This window comes from Salinivibrio sp. EAGSL, assembly GCF_013366455.1.
Lineage (GTDB): Bacteria > Pseudomonadota > Gammaproteobacteria > Enterobacterales > Vibrionaceae > Salinivibrio > Salinivibrio costicola.
In genome coordinates this window covers 120,900-139,760 of sequence record NZ_JABWMG010000004.1, presented here as the reverse complement: position 1 = coordinate 139,760, position 18,861 = coordinate 120,900, and the positions used below count along the sequence as shown (strand labels likewise).

Sequence of the window (18,861 nt, the reverse complement as noted above, 5' to 3'; positions counted from 1 at the left end):
TTATTGTGTCACGCGTTGCCAAACAAGGGCAGCGCCGGGTTGCTCGTTTCTAGTCCACCATTTTGCTTGGTAGATGTTATCGCCGTAGCGCACGCGATCCTTGGCCACATAGACCTCAGATGCGCGCCATGCGGGCAGGTTGCTGGTGGGTTCGTCGGTAGCCGGGATCACCGACAGGTTGAAGCTATAGCTATCGTGATGGCTAAAGACTTGGTTTTGCACCACGTCATCGGCATTAAACTGGATCTCGCCGTGGCGCATCACCCCGATACGTAAGGGCTCGTTAGCCTGTTGCTCGATAAGGCTGGCCAGCGCGTGTGGCCAATTCGTCACATTTTGGTCCGTCAGGGTGAGTGTGACATCCACCACTTCTTGGCCTTGGCGATTGTGCAAGCGGGCCCGCACGCGATCGCCCAATGCTGCCATTTGTGGATGTTGGACAAAGTATCCTAGCTCGTGCCATTGGGCGGGTGCGGTCTGACTAGGGGTGATGGTAATGTCGGCACAGTTGTAGAAGCCTTCTCCGGCCGGATCAATACGTTGCCAACGGCTATAGATAATGGCATCACCTTGACGATCGGCGGGCAGGGTCACGGTCATCTCATAATACCGGTTACCGTTATCGCCGATCACAATGGGCAGATCGCCAAAGGTGTCGATCTTTTCGAGATCATCCCACGTCAGCGCATCGGTCGCGCCGTTGTAGTCTGGCTTGGTCAGATAAATTTCCCAAAAGCTTGGGTTGTGAGGTGTGGTGGCGCGAAAGCGCACGTCAATTTGACCATTGCCATCTGGGGTGACCTCGGTGCGTTGCCAATCCGATGAGGGCAAACTGATCCCGGCTTTATTGGGATCGCCGGCGCCACATAAGTTACCATCGGTAACGGCCGCTTTCACCGCATCCATATTACGGTAATCCGCCACCAATTGCGCCGATTCATGGTGTTGCACAAACGGGTAGTGCCCCGATTCTAAGAACGCAGCGCGACAGGCGGCGTTAGGGATACCTGACCCATCTGAAGGCCACCAATAGCCCCCTTGCTCATGGCAAATCGCCTGGCGCGCTTTGGGGCTTTCTAAATAGCCATGTGCCATCACCTGTGTGCTGCTTGCGACCAGCGCAAGGGCCACGGCGGTGCGGCAGGAAAGTTGAGTAAACGAAGACTTGAACATAACGACTCCTTAACGGGGGCACGCAGCCCCCGCATTCAAGACTAGAAATGGATTAGAGGCCGCAGACTTGGCGCCAAGCTTGACCACCGGGTGCCGCTTGGGTCCACCACTTGGCTTCCCATACCGCCTCTTGGTAGATAAGTTGGTCGCCACCGCTGGCATGATTGACCCCGTTAGGCCAGTTGGGGTAGGTACTCAGGCTGGCGATATCGACGCCAGGACACTGAGACTCTCCGCCACTTTGGCTGGTGCTACCGGGAAGCGCAGGCGGAAGGCTTGGATACTCCTGCTTCACCGCATAGCGCTGGCCATCTTTTTCGATGGTGATATTGGTTGGGTTGGTGATAGGCATGTAGTACATCACCTGAGCGTCCAAGGTTTCACCCGGCTTAAAGCTTTGCTCTATACCACCCCATTCGTTAATCAAGGTGATGGCAAAGCGATGATGGGTGGCATCAAACCCGCCGATGTTGTTACCACTGGCATTGCTGCTATCACGCACCACTTCCATGCGCAGCTTTTTCTGGGCGTTCCAGTCAGATTTAAAAATGGCCGAGGTAGACACTGGCACATCAAAGCTGATGGTGGCGCCCGATAAGTCCAGATCGGAGTGGTTGGTAAAGCGGAACGTGGGGCGAATAGGGTAGTTGTCATCGCCCACTGGGAAGTTCAGCGCGTCAAGCGTGACATCCACTTGCTCGCTTGGCACTTGGAAATTGGCGTCGCCACGTTGTAGTGAGTAGTCGCTGCCCGCTTGCTTAAAGGTTTGGTACGCCAGCGAGGTCAGGGTGTCACCCATAAAGTAGGCTTGACGCTGATCATCATAGCGATAATCCCCCGCCAGCTCCCAGAACATCACCCCGCCTAGGCCCTTATTGACCACGTAGTCGACCTTTTCGGCCATCGAGGTTTCGTCTTCCATTGACAGGAATACGCGTTTTTCTTCGTTCCAAACCCATGGCGCTTTGGCGATGTCATCGTAATAAGCTTGATAGTTACCGGTGAGACGGTCGCTAGGATCTTGCTCAGGGTCGAGCCCGTACTCTGCCGCATAGGCCGGTAGTTTGCCATCGAGCAAATTTTTCACATGCCATAAAGGGTTGGAGCCGGCAGGCACTTCGTTGCCGAGCTCGTCCACATCATGCCAAAGGTTATCTATCCCGACTGCACCGTTGCCGCATTTGTTTTTCTCACCGACACCGGTGCCGGCTGGGCACTCGCTTTGGTTTGGCAATGGCGCGCGTCCCCAAAGGCCTTTGTCGCCACCTTGCACGTCTTTAAAGCCGCGGGTGTAATACGGGATACCGATATTGATGCGGCCGGGAGACATACCGCCCATAAAGTAGGTGGCTGCCCAATCGGTATTTAAATAGCCAATCCCTTCAAATTCAGGGGTTTGGTAGACATTCCACTGTTTAAGTTCGGAATCCTCTCCGGTGTCATACAGCGGCGCTTGATGGCCAACATGATCGTTCCATGCCCCGTGCAGATCATAGCTCATGATGTTGACGTAATCTAAGTATTGGGTGGTTTGGAAGGTTTCCATCCCGCGCAATAAGTAACCCGATGACGGTGCGGCAATGGTCAGCATATAGTGCTTGCCATCTTGCGCGCTGGCTTTATCGAGCGCTTCACGCAGCGACTTCATCAGTACTTGATAGGATTTATTCAAGTGCGCGCGACGTGGGTTGGAGTACTCGAAATCGTCAGGGTGGCCTGAGTCTTTCATCGACGATGGGTATTCATAATCAATGTCCAGACCATCAAAGCCATACTGGCGCAAGAAGGCGACGGCACTGTCGGTGAAAGCCTTGATGCCGGCTTGGTTGACGCTGCCATCGGCATTGGTGGTCATGGTGTAGAAACCGCCACTGTCGATGCGCTCGCCGTTTTCACCGAAGTAGCCCCCGGTTTCGGCCCAGCCGCCCACGGAGATCAGCGTTTTCACGTCGGGGTGCTGCTTTTTATACTTGTTGAGCAAGTTAAAGTGGCCTTTGTACGGCAGGGTCGGATCCATCTCTGCGCCGGCCACGCCCGGCCAAGTCATCTGGGTCGCGGGGTTGTCGGGGGCATTGGGATCGCCGATAGACAGTTGGTTGTCCGCGTTGATGTGGGCAAAGGCGTAGTTAATGTGGGTGATCTTGTCCCAAGGAATATCGCTGACTAAATAAGCAGGCTGGCCGTTGGCACCGTTTCGCCAGCTAGTGAAATAACCGATGACACGGCGAGGGTGATCGGCCCCCATGTCTTCAAGGCCGTTTTCGTCATACACAGAGCAATACGGCACCTCGACATCTGGGGTGGTGTATAAACCAGCCGGACGACAGGCATACTCATCGCCGCCAGTTTGGTCATCACCCACCACCTGTTGCAATGTCTGAATGTCGGTAGCGCCTTTGTCGTCGGTCACGGTGAGGGTAAAGGCAAAACGCCCCGTTTGTTCGGCTTGCCAGTCAATGGTGGTCGCCTCGGCGCCTTCATACAATAGGGTGTCGCCTTGTGAGAGCGCGAATGAGGTCACCGTGCCATCCGTGTCGGTCCCGGCAAGGGTGAAGGTGAGTGTGTCACCAACCTCAATCGGTCCAGACGGAGAGACGGTTAAGGTTGCGGTAGGGGCTTGGTTGACGCTGCCCGCGCACTGGCCGAGGATTTTCCACGCTTTCCATTCGCCAGATTGGGTGGCCGGGTCGGCTTGCGTCCACCACCTCGCTTCATAGGCGGTGTTATCTGTTTTTACTTGATCCCCTTTAGTGTAGGTATTGCCATTCTGCCAATCGGATAATGGCTGGCAATCAACTGCAGCGTGTACGCTGGGGCTGCTTAATGCGAGCCCTGCCAAACCAAGTGCGACCATACGCGATGGTGTTACTATCTTCATATTTTGCTCCAAAAATTTTTGAAACGAATTTCATCAATACAGTCAGTGATTGATGAGGTCTTCCCCTACGCTTTTTGCACTAAAAACGGCTTTTCCGCTCAAGCATAGGCAATAAAAAGATTATTTTGGGCATTAACTGCCAAGAAAAGGAGGCGGGAATGTCATAATTTGAGCGTGGGTTCATAAATTAATTATTGGTAAAAAAGAAGTGCATCCATAGCGTGATGTTGGTAGTAATTCGCACATAATTGACAGTTTTCAGGCTTGATTTCTTATTTTTTTTGAAATTGGTCATGCTTTTTTCGGGGATGCCATGGAACAACCAACCGATAAAGACAAAATCCGTTTGCTTATGACGCTGCAATTCTGTACTATCTCGCGCCTGATTCTCGGTCTTTTCTTTTCCGTTCCTTGCTTCCGCTGGACGACCGAGCCAATTGTGGAAGCTGATTAATCCGTAAGGAGCAACTCAATGCGTCATTACGAAATCGTATTCATGGTGCACCCTGATCAGAGCGAGCAAGTTGCTGGCATGATCGAGCGTTACACTGCGTCTATTAAAGATGCAGGCGGTCAGATCCACCGTCTAGAAGACTGGGGCCGTCGCCAACTGGCTTACCCAATCAACAAACTGCACAAAGCACACTACGTTATGATGAACGTAGAAGCCGAGCAGGCTGTGATTGACGAGCTAGAAAGCATGTTCCGCTTCAACGACGCAGTGATCCGTAACATGATCATGCGTACTAAAGACGCTATCACTGAGCCATCTGTCATGATGAAGGCTAAAGAAGAGCGTACTGCTAAGCGTGAAGATCGCCCTGAGCGTGAAGAGCGTGCGGAAGCGAAGCCAGAAGCAAAAGCGGAAGCTGAAGCTGAAGGCGAAAACGCAGCTGAGTAATTGCTGTGATGACCAATCGGTTGGAGCTTGCTGGTGTTATCAGTAAAGGTCCGGTCCGTCGCCAAAGCCCTGCAGGCGTTCCGCACTGTCACTTTGTGTTAGAGCATCGTTCCACGCAGGTTGAAGCTGACTTCCCTCGACAAGTTTTTTGTCGTTTATCTGTGGTTGTGAGTGGGCAAGGGTCAACACAACAAACGCAAAATTTAGCTTTAGGTAGCCATATCAAGGTAAGCGGTTTTATTGCTTACCAGACCAGCCGACAAGGCGAGGGAAAATTGGTATTGCATGCCGACACTATTATAGACATTTAGATCAGGAGATAAGCCCATGGCACGTTTCTTCCGTCGTCGTAAATTCTGCCGTTTCACTGCAGAAGGCGTCACAGAGATCGATTACAAAGATGTAGCGACTCTAAAAAATTACATTACCGAATCAGGTAAAATCGTACCTAGCCGTATCACTGGTACTCGTGCTAAGTATCAGCGTCAACTGGCTCGTGCTATCAAGCGCGCTCGTTACCTGGCCCTGCTGCCGTACACTGACAAGCATCAGTAATCGGAACTGTCCAAGTTAGAGAGGATTGAAGAATGCAAGTTATTCTACTTGATAAAATCGGTAACCTGGGTGGCCTAGGTGATCAGGTAACTGTTAAATCTGGTTATGCACGTAACTTCCTTATCCCTCAGGGTAAAGCTGTTATGGCAACCAAAGCCAACATTGAACATTTTGAAGCACGTCGTGCTGAGCTAGAAGCAAAAGTTGCTGAGCAACTGGCTGCTGCTCAAGCGCGTGCTGAGAAAGTTGAAGCACTAGAAGCGGTTGAAATCGCTTCGAAAGCGGGTGATGAAGGTAAACTGTTTGGTTCTATCGGTACCCGTGATATCGCTGACGCTGTGACTGCAGCGGGCGTTGAAATCGCTAAAAACGAAGTTCGTCTACCAGAAGGCGCACTGCGTCACACTGGCGAGTACGAAATCAGCGTGCAACTGCACTATGATGTTTTCGCGACCGTCAACGTGAACGTTGTTGCTATGTAATTAGCAACAAGGTTTCGATAAAAAGCCAGCCTTCGGGTTGGCTTTTTGTTTTTTCAGCGGTTTATAACCATTGATAACGAATACCGACCGTGAACATACTGTCGCGATTTTTTAGTCCCGGAGGGACATCTGTCATGTAAGTCTGTTTGCTGGTTATTTTTATCGATAACTTTTCAGTAATGGTTGATGCCAAAGTGAGTGATCCTTCGACACTGGTATTACTGCTCCCTGAAATGATAATACTTCTTCCTTCTAAACTGACATTATCGAGCATATGCCACTCTCCTCTTGCCTGTCCACGTATCACTGATTCACTGACTGAGTAAGGCATGATCAAATCGTCATCATCAATTTCATCGACGTTCGGTTGTTGGTAACGAAAACCTGGGCCTATCTCGGTGCTTAATGTGACCTTAGCGTTTTGAAGCCAGTGATAACCTAAACCCGTTGCCAGCATAAAATCGTCATAATAAGGGCCGTAACGGTCGGCGACATAAGTGGCATTGAGTAGCGCATAGCTTCTGTCACCAAGTAGCATATTAGCTTGCGACTCTAGCTCTGTTTTACGTTTGTCCTCTTCACCATCTTTTTCAACTTGCAACAGGCTAATGCTGGCTTGATAACTGTATTGCTCAACTTGATATTGACCTGTGAGCGCATTATTGATGGTTTGAGAATCTGAGTTACCACCGAGGCGCTGATAACCGAGCGAAATATCGGCTGACCAAGGTGATTCTGATGTTTTATTATCGTCACTTGCATAGGCAGGGACCCCGCATACCATCCAAATTGATAACCACACGGGCTGACAAAAAGACTTCACTACTTTCATCTCACGCAATCTAAGGCGCCGCTATGCTAAGCGCTGTTTGCATTGTGATAGTCAAATTTGGGTTAGAATTCGAGGAGGTCATTCAGCGTTTGGAAAAAAATGTCTCATGGGGCAGCGTCCCACGAGGACAGCGGGTATAATGACCTCCATTAGCAATAGGTGAGTTTTTATGGCAGACAATCGTAAACCCGCAAAAGATCAGCAAGTCGCTAACCTCAAAGTGCCACCACACTCGATAGAGGCCGAGCAGTCGGTTTTAGGTGGTTTAATGTTGGATAATGAACGCTGGGATGCGGTTGCGGAAAAAGTCGTCGGCCATGATTTTTATAGCCGACCCCATCGGTTGATTTATGAATCGACCAAATCGCTACTGGATGAGGGGAAGCCGCTTGATCTCATCACCTTGTCTGAGCATCTCGAAAAGGCGGGAACGCTCGACGATGTGGGCGGCTTTGCTTACTTGGCGGAGCTGGCGAAAAACACCCCGAGCGCCGCTAACATTGTGGCGTATGCCGACATTGTGCGTGAGCGTGCCATGGTGCGCAACCTGATTGGGGTAGCCAATGAAATTGCCGATGCGGGCTATGATACCCAAGGGCGAAGCTCAGAAGATTTGCTCGATATGGCGGAGAGTAAAGTCTTCGCGATTGCTGAGTCTCGGACTAGTGAAACCGAAGGTCCACAGCACATTGACTCGGTACTGAGTCGCACCCTAGAGCGCATTGAAGAGCTGTTCAAGTCACCGCAAGACGGGGTTACCGGCGTATCGACGGGTTTTACCGATCTTAATAAGAAAACGGCAGGCTTACAGCCTTCTGATCTCGTTATCGTCGCGGCACGACCATCGATGGGTAAAACGACCTTTGCGATGAACTTGTGTGAAAACGCAGCCATGGATCAAGAAAAGCCTGTATTGATTTTCTCGCTCGAGATGCCGGCTGAGCAGCTGATGATGCGTATGTTGGCCTCGTTATCACGGGTTGACCAAACCAAGATCCGAACCGGCCAATTAGATGATGAAGATTGGGCGCGTATCTCGTCCTCGATGGGGATCTTGATGCAGAAAAAGAACATGTACATCGATGATAGTTCCGGCCTAACACCGACTGATGTGCGCTCGCGAGCCCGCCGTGTGGCGCGCGAACATGGTGGCGTGAGCATGATCATGGTCGACTATTTGCAACTGATGCGCGTGCCAGGGTTACAAGAAAACCGGACCTTGGAAATTGCTGAAATTTCGCGTTCACTGAAAGCGCTCGCGAAAGAGCTGAATGTGCCTGTAGTGGCGCTATCGCAGCTTAACCGTTCGTTGGAGCAACGTGCTGATAAGCGCCCCGTTAACTCGGACCTGCGTGAGTCGGGTGCGATTGAGCAAGATGCTGACTTGATCATGTTTATTTATCGTGACGAAGTCTACAACCCAGAAAGTGCCATGAAAGGGATTGCAGAAATCCTGATTGGTAAACAGCGTAACGGTCCGATTGGTAGTGTGCGCTTGACCTTCCAAGGCCAGTACTCACGTTTTGATAATTATGCAGGACCCGCGTTTGATGATGAGTGATCTGTCTACCATGACCAATGCGGCTCGCGCCTTCATTGATCCCGAGGCCATGGTGCACAACATCCAAGTGATGCGTCGCAAAGCCCCCGATAGCAAAGTGATGACAGTGGTCAAATCGGACGGTTACGGTCATGGGCTAACCTCCGTTGCGACGACGTTGGCGCCTTATAGCGATGCCTTTGGGGTGGCGCGGATAGAAGAAGCTCTGACGCTGCGTCAAGCGGGCATTACCTTACCCATTGTGCTACTCGAGGGTTTCTACGAAGCGGATGAGCTGCCGTTATTGGTTGAGCACCAACTGACCGCCACGGTGCACTGTGATGAGCAAGTGGCAATGCTGACACAAGCGACCCTGCCTTCGCCTTTGTCGGTATGGCTAAAAGTGGACTCAGGCATGCATCGGCTAGGCTTTGAACCGGATCAGGTGCCTGGTGCACTTTTTGCCCTGCATGCTTGCGACAATGTAGCGCCTGAGATTGGTTACTTGAGTCATTTTGGCTGCGCGGACGAAATGGATAATCCGATCACCCAAGCGCAAATTGACACCTTCTCGCGCGTTACGGAAGGGCTGCCCGGTGAACGCTCATTGGCTGCATCTTCCGGCACGTTATTTTGGCCGCAAAGTCATTTTGATTGGGTGCGCCCAGGTATTTGCCTGTATGGCATTTCCTCTCGTATTGAATTAACAGGCGACGCACTTGGTTTGAAGCCGGCAATGCGCCTGACATCGCGGGTCATGGCTGTGCGTCGTCTCAAAGCTGGCGAGCCGGTAGGTTATGGCGCGCGTTGGCGCAGTTCGCGCGATACCTTGATTGGCGTGATTGCGATCGGCTATGGCGACGGCTATCCGCGTTCTGCACCTGACGGCACGCCCGTATGGCTCAATGGTCGAGAAGTACCGCTGGCTGGGCGCGTCTCAATGGATATGATCACCGTTGATCTGGGTCCAGATGCGACCGATAAGGTGGGTGATGAAGCGGTGTTGTGGGGACCCGAGCTCCCGGTTGAGCGCATCGCGCGCTTGGTTGATACGATTGGTTATGAACTTGTCTGCCAGGTGACAGGCCGCGTCCCACGTCAATATCTAACCAATCCCTCCCCGAGGGGGTGAGCGAAACGCAGTGATACGCTAAACGCCTCGGGGCTGCTTTGTCTCGGTTGATTAGCCCGCGGTAGGCGCGCCTTGAAGTGTGACGACCAGCGTACGTGAACCGCCCTGATCACGGTGCTCGCCTAAATAAATCCCTTGCCACGTACCGAGATTGAGGTGTCCTTGAGTGATAGGGACATTGACACTGGCCCCCAGCAAAGACGCCTTAATATGTGCCGGCATATCATCATCCCCCTCATAGGTATGACGGTAATAGGGCGCACGCTCGGGCACTGAGTGATTAAAATGGGACTCCATATCTTGACGCACGGTGGGGTCCGCATTTTCATTGAGGGTTAAACTGGCTGAGGTATGTTTGATAAATACCTGCATCACCCCCATCTCAATATCATGCAACACAGGCAGTGCGTCGATGATCTCGTCGGTCACAAGGTGAAAGCCTCGAGAGCGCGGGCGTAAGCGAATTTCAGTTTGGTACCACATAAGCAATCCTTGTTGTGATCTCTATCGTAATCAGTTAGCCCAAAGGCGATCCAACTATTCTATGATTAATCGCAACCTACTCACAGCGATTGCATGTGAGAATCGAGCCATGATTATGTAATATTACACCAATAACCGCTGCGTACAGCATGGTGGTGCTGACGTTATACAGGACTCCAGCCTGCTGTGATACCCACAGCAGCACTCACAACGCGATTTGGATGACATGATGCTAAAGACAACGAACCCCACACAAACCGTGGCGTGGCAATCACTGACCGCCCACTTTGAAGAAGCACAGGACTATACACTGGCGGATCTGTTTGCGGATAATCCAGACCGATTTGCCCATTTCTCAACGCAATTTGAAGACAGCATTCTGTTGGATTATTCCAAAAACCTGATCAGCGAAGAAACCCTGACCAAGTTGTTGGCATTGGCAGACGAAACGGGCGTCTCAGACGCGATTACGTCGATGTTTAATGGTGAGAAAATCAACCGTACAGAAGACCGAGCCGTGCTTCATACTGCGTTGCGTAACCGTAGCAACCAGCCTGTTATGGTGGATGGCGAAGATGTCATGCCGCACGTCAACGCAGTACTCGCGCAAATGCAATCATTCTCTGAGCGTGTGATCAGCGGTGAGTGGAAAGGCTATACCGGTAAAGCAATTACCGATGTGGTGAACATTGGTATCGGTGGCTCAGATCTTGGCCCTTACATGGTCACTGAAGCGCTGGCAGCCTACAAAAACCACCTCAATTTACACTTTGTTTCTAACGTTGATGGCACCCACATGGCCGAAACGTTAAAAGCCCTTAACCCTGAAACGACGTTGTTCTTGGTGGCTTCAAAAACCTTTACCACCCAAGAAACCATGACCAATGCGCACACGGCGCGTGACTGGTTTATGAAGGCCGCTGGAGATGAAAGCCAGGTGGCGAAGCATTTTGCGGCGCTTTCAACCAATGCCGATGCTGTTGCGAACTTTGGGATTGATACGGCCAACATGTTCGAGTTCTGGGACTGGGTTGGTGGCCGTTATTCACTGTGGTCAGCCATTGGTCTATCGATTTGCTTAGGCGTCGGCTTTGACAATTTTGTCGCCTTACTCGATGGCGCACATCAAATGGATAACCACTTTAAAACCGCACCCATGGCGCAAAACATGCCGGTGTTGTTGGCGTTAATTGGTATCTGGTACAACAACTTCCACGGTGCTGAATCAGAAGCGATTTTACCGTACGATCAGTATATGCATCGCTTTGCCGCTTATTTCCAGCAAGGCAACATGGAATCAAACGGTAAGTATGTCGACCGTCACGGTAATCCGGTCGATTATCAAACGGGCCCAATCATCTGGGGTGAACCTGGTACAAACGGCCAACATGCTTTCTATCAGCTTATCCACCAAGGCACTAAGTTAATCCCGTGTGACTTTATTGCCCCCGTGCATAGTCACAACGCGATTGGCGATCACCACGCTAAACTGATGGCGAACTTTTTTGCTCAGACCGAAGCATTAGCCTTTGGTAAGAGCCGTGAGCAAGTCGAAGCCGAGCTAGTGAAAGCGGGCAAATCGGCCGAAGACGTGGCCGCGATCGCGCCCTTTAAAGTGTTTGAAGGTAACCGTCCAACCAACTCTATTTTGGTTGAGAAAATCACGCCTTATACACTCGGGGCTTTGATTGCAATGTATGAGCATAAAATCTTCACTCAGGGTGTGATTTGGAACATTTTCAGCTTTGATCAGTGGGGTGTTGAGCTGGGTAAGCAACTGGCAAGCAACATTTTGCCTGAGCTGAGTGATGATCAGCAGGTTGAGAGCCATGATAGCTCGACCAATGGACTGATCAATGCATTCAAGCAGTGGCGCCAAGCGTAAGCTGACCGACTACGATTAATTGAGAAAGCTAAACGCCGCGATGCTTATCGCGGCGTTTTTTATTTTAATATAGGTGGGTTGACTAAGCTGCGCATCGTTGTTTAATGATCGAAGCAGATCTCGATAAACGCTGTGCCATGTGGGGACTTAAATGGCATGATAATCACTGGGCCATCACTTTTATGGTTGATGGTATGGCCTTTGCCTGAGACAACCACTGGGGTCGCCATTTCAAACTCAAAGCCTTTTTCGGATAGGATCCGCTTAGCGCCGCCTGTCACCATATTAGTAATTTCACCGACCATGTCGGTCACTTCTTCATCAATGGATTCTGAACGCTCGCCCAGCATGCGTTGCATGATTTCCAGTGCCATATCTTCATCAAATGTGACTGAAAATGATCCTTTGGTTTGTGGGCCAACCATGCCTATCAACCCAGAGACGTCACCTTTTGCGATCTCTGACTTTTTTAAATGAGGCTTCTCTGGCTGGATGTCCAGCTGTGCCATGGTTTGTAGCACATTAATCAGTGAAGTAAGAAATGGGTTGACGAATTGTGCTTCCATAAAGAGTGTCCGTCCTAATCAAATCAGTGTTAGTGAGCCAAGCATTGTGCACAAGTGCCATGGGTTTCAATCACATGATGTTGCACATCAAAGCCCATTTTACGCGCTTTCTCACGCAATGCCTCTGATAGCTCTTCAGTGTGACACTCTTCCACGGTGCCGCATTGATCACAAATCAGCAGTTGAGAGCAGTGCCCCTGATGCCCTAAGTGGCAGCAGGCAATATAGCTATTGGTCGACTCTACCTTGTGCACAAACCCCTGTGCTAATAGAAAGTCTAGCGCACGATACACCGTTGGGGGTTTCGCTTGTGGCTCGGTTTCACGCAATATATCGAGCAGCTCGTACGCGGTAATCGCCCGTGAGTTATTGGCGATAATTTCATAAACGCGGGTTCGTTGCGGCGTTAATCTCACACCACGTTGCTCACACAGCTGCTGTGCGCGGTGCAGTAAACCAGTGATCTGGGTCATAGCGCCTCAAAGTACTAACAGTCAGACAGTTATCTTATCATAGCTGTATACCAACGCACCCTGCGTATCTTTATCCTATGCGCTTTGCCACAAGTGTAAATAGATAGTCTATGACCACTTGATCGCGATCAGCTACCTTTGGGTAATGATAGAAGTAAAAACAATAAACAATCAGTCGATTTTTGAATCGGCTAACTGTTTTACGCTGTCATGTCAGTATGATGGCAGTGTGCCACAGGCATAAAAAACATACCTTTACATCCATAACAGGAGTATGTACCGATGAAAAAACTGTTAGCCCTCGCCGCTTTGGCGTTCGCGTCTGTCTCAACGCAAGCGGCTGCCAATGAGTGTGAGTTAACTGTCACCACCGGCGATAAAATGGCCTACGACCAGTCATCGTTGTCCGTACCAGCAAGCTGTAGTGAAGTCACGCTCACGCTGGAGCATCAAGGCTCAATGCCTGTGACCTCGATGGGCCACAACTGGGTGCTGTCGGAAACGTCTAACCTGCAAGATATCGCCATGAAAGGCGCGGGTGCGGGTGCCGATAACGATTACCTACCACAAGGTGATGATCGTATCTTGGCACATACCAAGTTGGTTGGCGGCGGCGAAAGCACCACCATCACCTTCTCAACCGATGGGTTGCAAGGCAAAGACTTAACTTATTTCTGCTCTTTCCCCGGCCATTGGACGGTAATGAAAGGCAAATTCACTATCGAATAAGTCTTGTTGCGAGAGAGCGCATCGTTCGGCTCTCTCGCTTGCCAAGGTCTTTGTGATTTGGCACTCTACCTATAACTTTTCTGATAAGTCATTAAACGTGAAGAAGTTTCAATACTACGGCTATAATATTGCGATAAATACTATCCCTAAGTTTTTATATCGTAAGATAGTAGACAGAGACTTCGATGAGCTTTATCGCCAACACAAAGATTATATTGATGATCGTGTCGCGTATTATAATCGCATGGCCCAACCATTCTCCTTTGTTCCTTCGCTCATTAAACACCAAACAGGTAACTTGAAACGAGACTGTGGCTCAGCCTACTTTTTCGATATGTTACGAGTCATGCGCCGTTTTCCAGATGGGTTATTTTTGCACTATATAGGTGGAGATGTCATCAATGTACCTGTATGTCCTGCGTTCGTGAAAAGTCGCCCGATTCATGGCGATAACCAAAATGCTGTCCTACTGAAACTCAATGCTATCCGTCATTTTCAATTTATGGATGATCCTGTGCCTTTTTTGCAAAAGCGGGATAGTGTGGTGTGGCGAGGACGATGCTTTAATGATAAGCGTCGTCAGCTCCTTAAGCGCTTTTACGCTCATTCCACGATTGATGTAGGGGATACGCGTCCTGTGAGTACTGATGATCAGTTTTATCGAAAAGCCCCGCTTACACATCAAGAGCAGCTTCAACATAAGTTTATCCTCAGTGTGGAAGGGAAAGATGTCGCGACCAACTTAAAATGGATCATGTCATCTAACTCGCTTTGTTTGTCACCACCAATGGAGTATGAAACTTGGTTTATGGAGGGCCGATTGATTCCCGGTGTTCACTATGCCGAGGTTAATGCGGATTTCTCTAACCTCGAGGCGGTGATGGACCACTACCTTGCTCACCCTCACGAAGCACAGACGATTATTAACAACGCCCATCAATGGGTAAGTCAATTTTTTGATCACCAACGAGAAAGTGTGATTAGCTATCTTGTCGCAGAAAAATATTTCCGGTTATCGCAGCAGTCACCTTAAAGCTAACCATTCAACTTTCTTTTTAGCAATCCCCATAACGGTCTCCATACTGTTATATTACCGATTTATTTCTCCAAGCCTGCTGGTGAACCGGTTCTGCTTAAATCTTACCGATGCAATGTGTATAATCCGCGTCCGCCTGTCGAAAACGACCGTCGTTCAACGTAATTTGCAGAGATTCGAGACCATGACTACCCCTAGCAAAACCGCCGCCAGCCCTGATATGACGCCAAAAACGGTGATGCAGCGTTTCTCTGTTGCACCCATGCTCGATTGGACGGACCGACACTGCCGTTACTTTCATCGTTTATTATCTGGGCAAACCTTGCTGTTTACCGAGATGGTTACCACGGGGGCGATCATTCATGGTAAAGCGGATTACCTTGCCTATAACGAGCAGGAGCATCCGGTGGCGTTGCAACTGGGGGGTTCGGATGCGGCCGATTTGGCAACATGCGCTAAGCTGGCGGCTGAGCGTGGTTATGATGAAATTAACCTTAACGTCGGTTGCCCGTCGGATCGGGTGCAAAACGGTCGCTTTGGTGCGTGTTTAATGGCGGAGCCTGAGCTGGTGGCGCAGTGTGTGGCTGCCATGCGAGAAGTCACCGATGTGCCTATTACGGTGAAAACCCGCATTGGTATTGATGAGCAAGACAGCTATGAATTTTTAACCGACTTTGTTGAGACAGTCAGCGAAAAAGGTGGCTGTGATATGTTCACGATTCATGCGCGCAAAGCGTGGTTAAACGGTTTGAGCCCAAAAGAGAACCGCGATATCCCGCCACTGGATTACCCACGCGTGTATCAGCTCAAAAAAGATTTTCCGCACCTGACGCTTGCTATCAATGGCGGGGTGAAAAGTCTTGAGGAAGCGGAGCAGCATCTTGAGCATCTTGATGGGGTGATGGTTGGTCGCCAAGCTTATCAGAGTCCTTTTATGTTGGCCGAGGCCGATCAGCGTTTATTTGGTATGACAACGCCTCGCATTACACGTCGTCAAGCGGTTGAAGCCATGTTCCCATATATCGAAAAACAGCTCTCTCAAGGGGCGCAACTGAACCATATCAGTCGCCATATGTTAGGTCTGTTCCAAAATATGCCAGGCGCGCGGCAGTGGCGTCGCTATATCAGTGAGAATGCGCACAAGCCGGGAGCAAGTATTGAAGTGCTGACCACGGCGATGAGCCACATTCCTGACGATTGGCTTGATGCGTAATTGAGTGAAAATGACTAAATTTAGGTTTACATTTAACCACCACGTTGACATCGACCGGAAAGCCAATCCTAACGTACTGAAATAATGAGAATATATAGAGTGACAAATTGGCTTAAAACCTGCAGAGTCTGTCTCGCTATCAAGACAAGGAGATCGTAATGATCGAACTACTTTTTCTGATTGGCTTTGCGGTGGTGTTATTCATGACCGGAGTCAGCATTATGGGCATGGTATTGGCGATGCTCGCGGGTTTTGCTGTGATGATGTTGGCCGGGATGATCGGTACGCTGCTCAAGCTACTGCCATGGCTTTTAGTCATTGCTTTGGTAGTTTGGTTAGTCAAACGTCAACGTCGCAGCCGTAAACGTGAGCCTGAAGTGATCATCAATGAAAAGCGCTGGGCACGATTCCGTCGCCGCTAGAGCGTGAAAACTTGCGCGTGTGCACAGCAAACGGACAGCATAAGTTGTTTTTGGCTTCTTCTCGGCACAAAGCTTGCTATCATTATCAGTTACCGGCGACAAGGCATGGCTTTGCCGCCTCCGCGTGACGACACTTTTTTATCGACAATGTGGAGACTTTCATGAAAACCACTTCAATGACGCTTGCCGCCGCAGCGTTTACCGCGCTACTGGCCATGCCCTCTCAAGCAGCAACCCTTGCCGGGGGAAAAGTCGGCGCCGATGCCTGGTTTATGGATGCTGATGTCAACAATGTAGAAGCCGATGATGCCAGTACAGCGGGTTCTTATTATGCGGCACTCGAGCACCCGCTTCCGTTAATCCCGAATGCCAAGATCCGTCAAACCTCGGTGAGTGTTGATGGCACTCGCTCGGGCAACGTTGATTTTGACCAAATCGACTTCGTGGCGTATTACGAGTTTCTCGATAACGATCTTGTATCTGTGGATGCTGGCGTTAATTTACAGCGTTTTCAATCTGGTAAGTTCAACGGGGAGAGCTTCGACGAATGGCAGCCAAACCTGTATGTCGATGCGCGCGTTGGCTTGATAGGCACGCCGTTAAATGTGTTTGCCACCGTAAGCAAAGGCGAATTTGATGGCACCAGCACCTTAGATGCCGAGGCGGGCCTTATTTATCAACTAGGCTTGGTCGCCGCAGATCTGAATGTGCGTGGTGGCTATCGGATGATTGACCACGATTTCGATTATTTTAATAAAAAAGCTGAGCTTGATCTGACCGGTTTCTTTGTCGGTGCTGAATTAGACTTTTAATCTCGCTTTTTATCAGCCTTATGCCCTAAACCGCGCCTCTGCGCGGTTTTTTAATGCCTTCCTGTTTTTTCCCAACTCTGTTGCATATGTCTCACTGCGACTTTCGCCTAATATCCAGCAATAAAAAACTCTGCCACGATTTTTGAGTCATAACGGCAAGGAGAGGGCAGTACGTGCTCCGCCATCGACTCAAACACGGAATAAGGAAAGAGTATGATTTACGCAAAGCCAGGAACAGAAGGGTCAGTGGTAAGTTTTAAATCACGCTATCAAAATTTTATTGGAGGTGAATGGGTTCCACCCGTGAAAGGGCAGTATTTTGCTAATACCTCGCCCTGTACCGGTGAAACCCTAGCAGAGATACCGCGCTCGAGCGCCGAAGACGTGGATCTGGCATTGGATGCTGCCCATGGCGCGAAAGACGCGTGGGGAAAAACCTCCGTCACTGACCGTGCGAATGTTTTGTTAAAAATTGCCGACCGGATTGAAGCTAATCTTGAGATGCTCGCAGTGGCAGAAACATGGGAAAACGGAAAAGCCGTACGTGAGACCTTGGCGGCTGATATTCCGCTTTGTGCTGATCACTTCCGTTACTTTGCCGGTTGTATTCGCGCCCAAGAAGGCACTGCGGCGGAGCTGGATGCAGGGACCGTTGCTTATCATATTCATGAACCACTGGGTGTGGTGGGGCAAATTATTCCGTGGAACTTCCCTTTGCTGATGGCGTCATGGAAACTCGCACCAGCACTGGCGGCGGGAAACTGTGTGGTGCTCAAGCCGGCGGAGCAAACGCCGACGACCATCTTGCTGCTGATGGAGTTGATTGGTGATCTGCTACCGGCCGGGGTCGTTAACGTAGTCAATGGTTATGGCGCTGAAGCCGGGCAAGCTCTCGCCACGTCACCAAGGATTGCCAAGTTAGCGTTTACTGGCTCCACTCCGGTGGGACACCATATTCTGCGCTGTGCGGCAGAAAACCTGATCCCTTCAACCGTTGAGCTTGGTGGTAAATCGCCCAATATCTATTTTGAAGATGTGATGCAGCAAGAGGAGGCCTATATCAATAAAGCGGTCGAAGGCTTGTTGTTAGGCTTTTTCAACCAAGGCGAGGTCTGCACCTGTCCATCACGCGCATTGATTCAAGAGAGTATTTACGATGCGTTTATTGAAAAAGTGATTGAGCGCGCCGGGATGATCAAACAAGGAAATCCGCTCGATACCGAGACCCAGGTGGGCGCCCAAGCGTCTGACGAGCAGTTCGATAAGATCATGAATTATTTGAACGTTGGACAGGAAGAGGGAGCCAAAGTATTAATCGGGGGCAGCCATAAAGACCTGGGTGGCGGCTATTACGTGCAGCCGACATTACTGCAAGGGCACAATGACATGCGTGTGTTCCAAGAAGAGATTTTTGGTCCTGTGATAGGGGTGACCACCTTTAAAGATGAAGCCGAAGCCTTGGCGATTGCCAACCACACCGAGTATGGCTTAGGGGCGGGGTTGTGGACGCGAGATATGAACCGCGCCTATCGGGTCGGTCGCGCGATTGAGGCGGGACGTGTGTGGACCAACTGCTATCACCTCTATCCGGCGCATGCGGCGTTTGGTGGCTATAAAAAATCGGGAATTGGCCGTGAAAATCATAAAATGATGTTGGGTCATTACCAACAAACAAAAAATTTATTGGTGAGCTATGACATTAATCCTTTAGGCTTTTTCTAAGCTAGCATATCTTGATATCCGGTGCGG

Annotated in this window: 20 protein-coding genes; 14 read left to right on the top strand and 6 right to left on the bottom strand. The window is 50.2% G+C overall.

The window, feature by feature from the left end:
• Both HLG76_RS03905 and HLG76_RS03900 read right to left on the bottom strand, forming a co-directional pair.
• Complete coding sequence (locus HLG76_RS03905) at positions 1-1,173, bottom strand: lytic polysaccharide monooxygenase (protein ID WP_175993099.1); 1,173 nt, start codon at positions 1,171-1,173, stop codon at positions 1-3.
• 52 nt (positions 1,174-1,225) lie between these two features.
• Positions 1,226-4,051, bottom strand: a complete 2,826-nt coding sequence (locus tag HLG76_RS03900) for a glycosyl hydrolase family 18 protein (protein ID WP_175993098.1) — start codon at positions 4,049-4,051, stop codon at positions 1,226-1,228.
• A gap of 313 nt (positions 4,052-4,364) precedes the next feature.
• Between HLG76_RS03900 and HLG76_RS03895 the strand changes: the two genes are divergently transcribed.
• From HLG76_RS03895 to rplI, 5 genes are read left to right on the top strand one after another with little or no spacing between them, the layout of a single operon-like run.
• Positions 4,365-4,505, top strand: coding sequence for a hypothetical protein (locus HLG76_RS03895; protein ID WP_158011513.1), 141 nt, complete (start codon positions 4,365-4,367; stop codon positions 4,503-4,505).
• Between the two features lie 18 nt (positions 4,506-4,523).
• The gene (rpsF, locus tag HLG76_RS03890; protein WP_077460007.1) at positions 4,524-4,952 is read left to right on the top strand and encodes a 30S ribosomal protein S6; all 429 of its coding nucleotides are present in this window, start codon (positions 4,524-4,526) and stop codon (positions 4,950-4,952) included.
• A gap of 8 nt (positions 4,953-4,960) precedes the next feature.
• Entirely contained in the window at positions 4,961-5,263 is a 303-nt protein-coding gene (gene priB, locus HLG76_RS03885; RefSeq protein ID WP_021023492.1) for a primosomal replication protein N, read from the top strand.
• 16 nt (positions 5,264-5,279) lie between these two features.
• Positions 5,280-5,507, top strand: coding sequence for a 30S ribosomal protein S18 (gene rpsR, locus HLG76_RS03880; RefSeq protein ID WP_021023493.1), 228 nt, complete (start codon positions 5,280-5,282; stop codon positions 5,505-5,507).
• 32 nt (positions 5,508-5,539) lie between these two features.
• Positions 5,540-5,989, top strand: a complete 450-nt coding sequence (gene rplI, locus HLG76_RS03875; protein WP_021023494.1) for a 50S ribosomal protein L9 — start codon at positions 5,540-5,542, stop codon at positions 5,987-5,989.
• 61 nt (positions 5,990-6,050) lie between these two features.
• Here the strand turns inward: rplI and HLG76_RS03870 are convergent, their stop codons facing one another.
• Entirely contained in the window at positions 6,051-6,821 is a 771-nt protein-coding gene (locus tag HLG76_RS03870) for a YdiY family protein (RefSeq protein WP_077460006.1), read from the bottom strand.
• Between the two features lie 169 nt (positions 6,822-6,990).
• On the opposite strand from HLG76_RS03870, the gene HLG76_RS03865 reads away from it, so the two are divergent.
• Positions 6,991-8,382 (top strand): replicative DNA helicase, encoded by a 1,392-nt coding sequence (locus HLG76_RS03865; RefSeq protein ID WP_021023496.1) that lies wholly within the window; start codon positions 6,991-6,993, stop codon positions 8,380-8,382.
• The gene (gene alr, locus HLG76_RS03860; RefSeq protein WP_175993097.1) at positions 8,372-9,493 is read left to right on the top strand and encodes an alanine racemase; all 1,122 of its coding nucleotides are present in this window, start codon (positions 8,372-8,374) and stop codon (positions 9,491-9,493) included. Before HLG76_RS03865 ends, alr begins: the two co-directional genes overlap by 11 nt.
• A 51-nt stretch (positions 9,494-9,544) precedes the next feature.
• On the opposite strand, the gene HLG76_RS03855 is transcribed toward alr, so the two are convergent.
• A complete protein-coding gene (locus tag HLG76_RS03855; RefSeq protein WP_175993096.1) occupies positions 9,545-9,976 on the bottom strand; it encodes a secondary thiamine-phosphate synthase enzyme YjbQ in 432 nt (143 codons plus the stop codon).
• A 229-nt stretch (positions 9,977-10,205) separates the two neighbouring features.
• Here HLG76_RS03855 and pgi point away from each other — a divergent pair, with 229 nt between their 5' ends.
• Complete coding sequence (gene pgi, locus HLG76_RS03850) at positions 10,206-11,861, top strand: glucose-6-phosphate isomerase (RefSeq protein WP_021023499.1); 1,656 nt, start codon at positions 10,206-10,208, stop codon at positions 11,859-11,861.
• A 101-nt stretch (positions 11,862-11,962) separates the two neighbouring features.
• Here the strand turns inward: pgi and HLG76_RS03845 are convergent, their stop codons facing one another.
• Together HLG76_RS03845 and zur are read right to left on the bottom strand one after the other, a co-directional pair.
• Complete coding sequence (locus HLG76_RS03845) at positions 11,963-12,427, bottom strand: chemotaxis protein CheX (RefSeq protein WP_021023500.1); 465 nt, start codon at positions 12,425-12,427, stop codon at positions 11,963-11,965.
• A 29-nt stretch (positions 12,428-12,456) separates the two neighbouring features.
• Complete coding sequence (gene zur, locus HLG76_RS03840; protein WP_021023501.1) at positions 12,457-12,900, bottom strand: zinc uptake transcriptional repressor Zur; 444 nt, start codon at positions 12,898-12,900, stop codon at positions 12,457-12,459.
• 282 nt (positions 12,901-13,182) lie between these two features.
• On the opposite strand from zur, the gene azu reads away from it, so the two are divergent.
• From azu to HLG76_RS03810, 6 genes are all read left to right on the top strand, one after another.
• Positions 13,183-13,629: an azurin gene (gene azu, locus HLG76_RS03835; RefSeq protein ID WP_021023502.1), complete on the top strand. Its 447-nt coding sequence runs from the start codon at positions 13,183-13,185 to the stop codon at positions 13,627-13,629.
• Between the two features lie 97 nt (positions 13,630-13,726).
• Positions 13,727-14,662, top strand: coding sequence for a glycosyl transferase family 90 (locus HLG76_RS15150; RefSeq protein ID WP_175993095.1), 936 nt, complete (start codon positions 13,727-13,729; stop codon positions 14,660-14,662).
• Between the two features lie 223 nt (positions 14,663-14,885).
• On the top strand, positions 14,886-15,878 hold the full coding sequence (dusA, locus tag HLG76_RS03825; protein WP_217706477.1) for a tRNA dihydrouridine(20/20a) synthase DusA: 993 nt from the start codon (positions 14,886-14,888) through the stop codon (positions 15,876-15,878).
• A 158-nt stretch (positions 15,879-16,036) separates the two neighbouring features.
• Complete coding sequence (gene pspG, locus HLG76_RS03820) at positions 16,037-16,300, top strand: envelope stress response protein PspG (RefSeq protein WP_077460001.1); 264 nt, start codon at positions 16,037-16,039, stop codon at positions 16,298-16,300.
• A 161-nt stretch (positions 16,301-16,461) separates the two neighbouring features.
• Complete coding sequence (locus HLG76_RS03815; protein WP_175993093.1) at positions 16,462-17,112, top strand: TIGR04219 family outer membrane beta-barrel protein; 651 nt, start codon at positions 16,462-16,464, stop codon at positions 17,110-17,112.
• 213 nt (positions 17,113-17,325) lie between these two features.
• Complete coding sequence (locus tag HLG76_RS03810) at positions 17,326-18,834, top strand: aldehyde dehydrogenase family protein (RefSeq protein WP_077576883.1); 1,509 nt, start codon at positions 17,326-17,328, stop codon at positions 18,832-18,834.
• Positions 18,835-18,861: the final 27 nt, after the last annotated feature.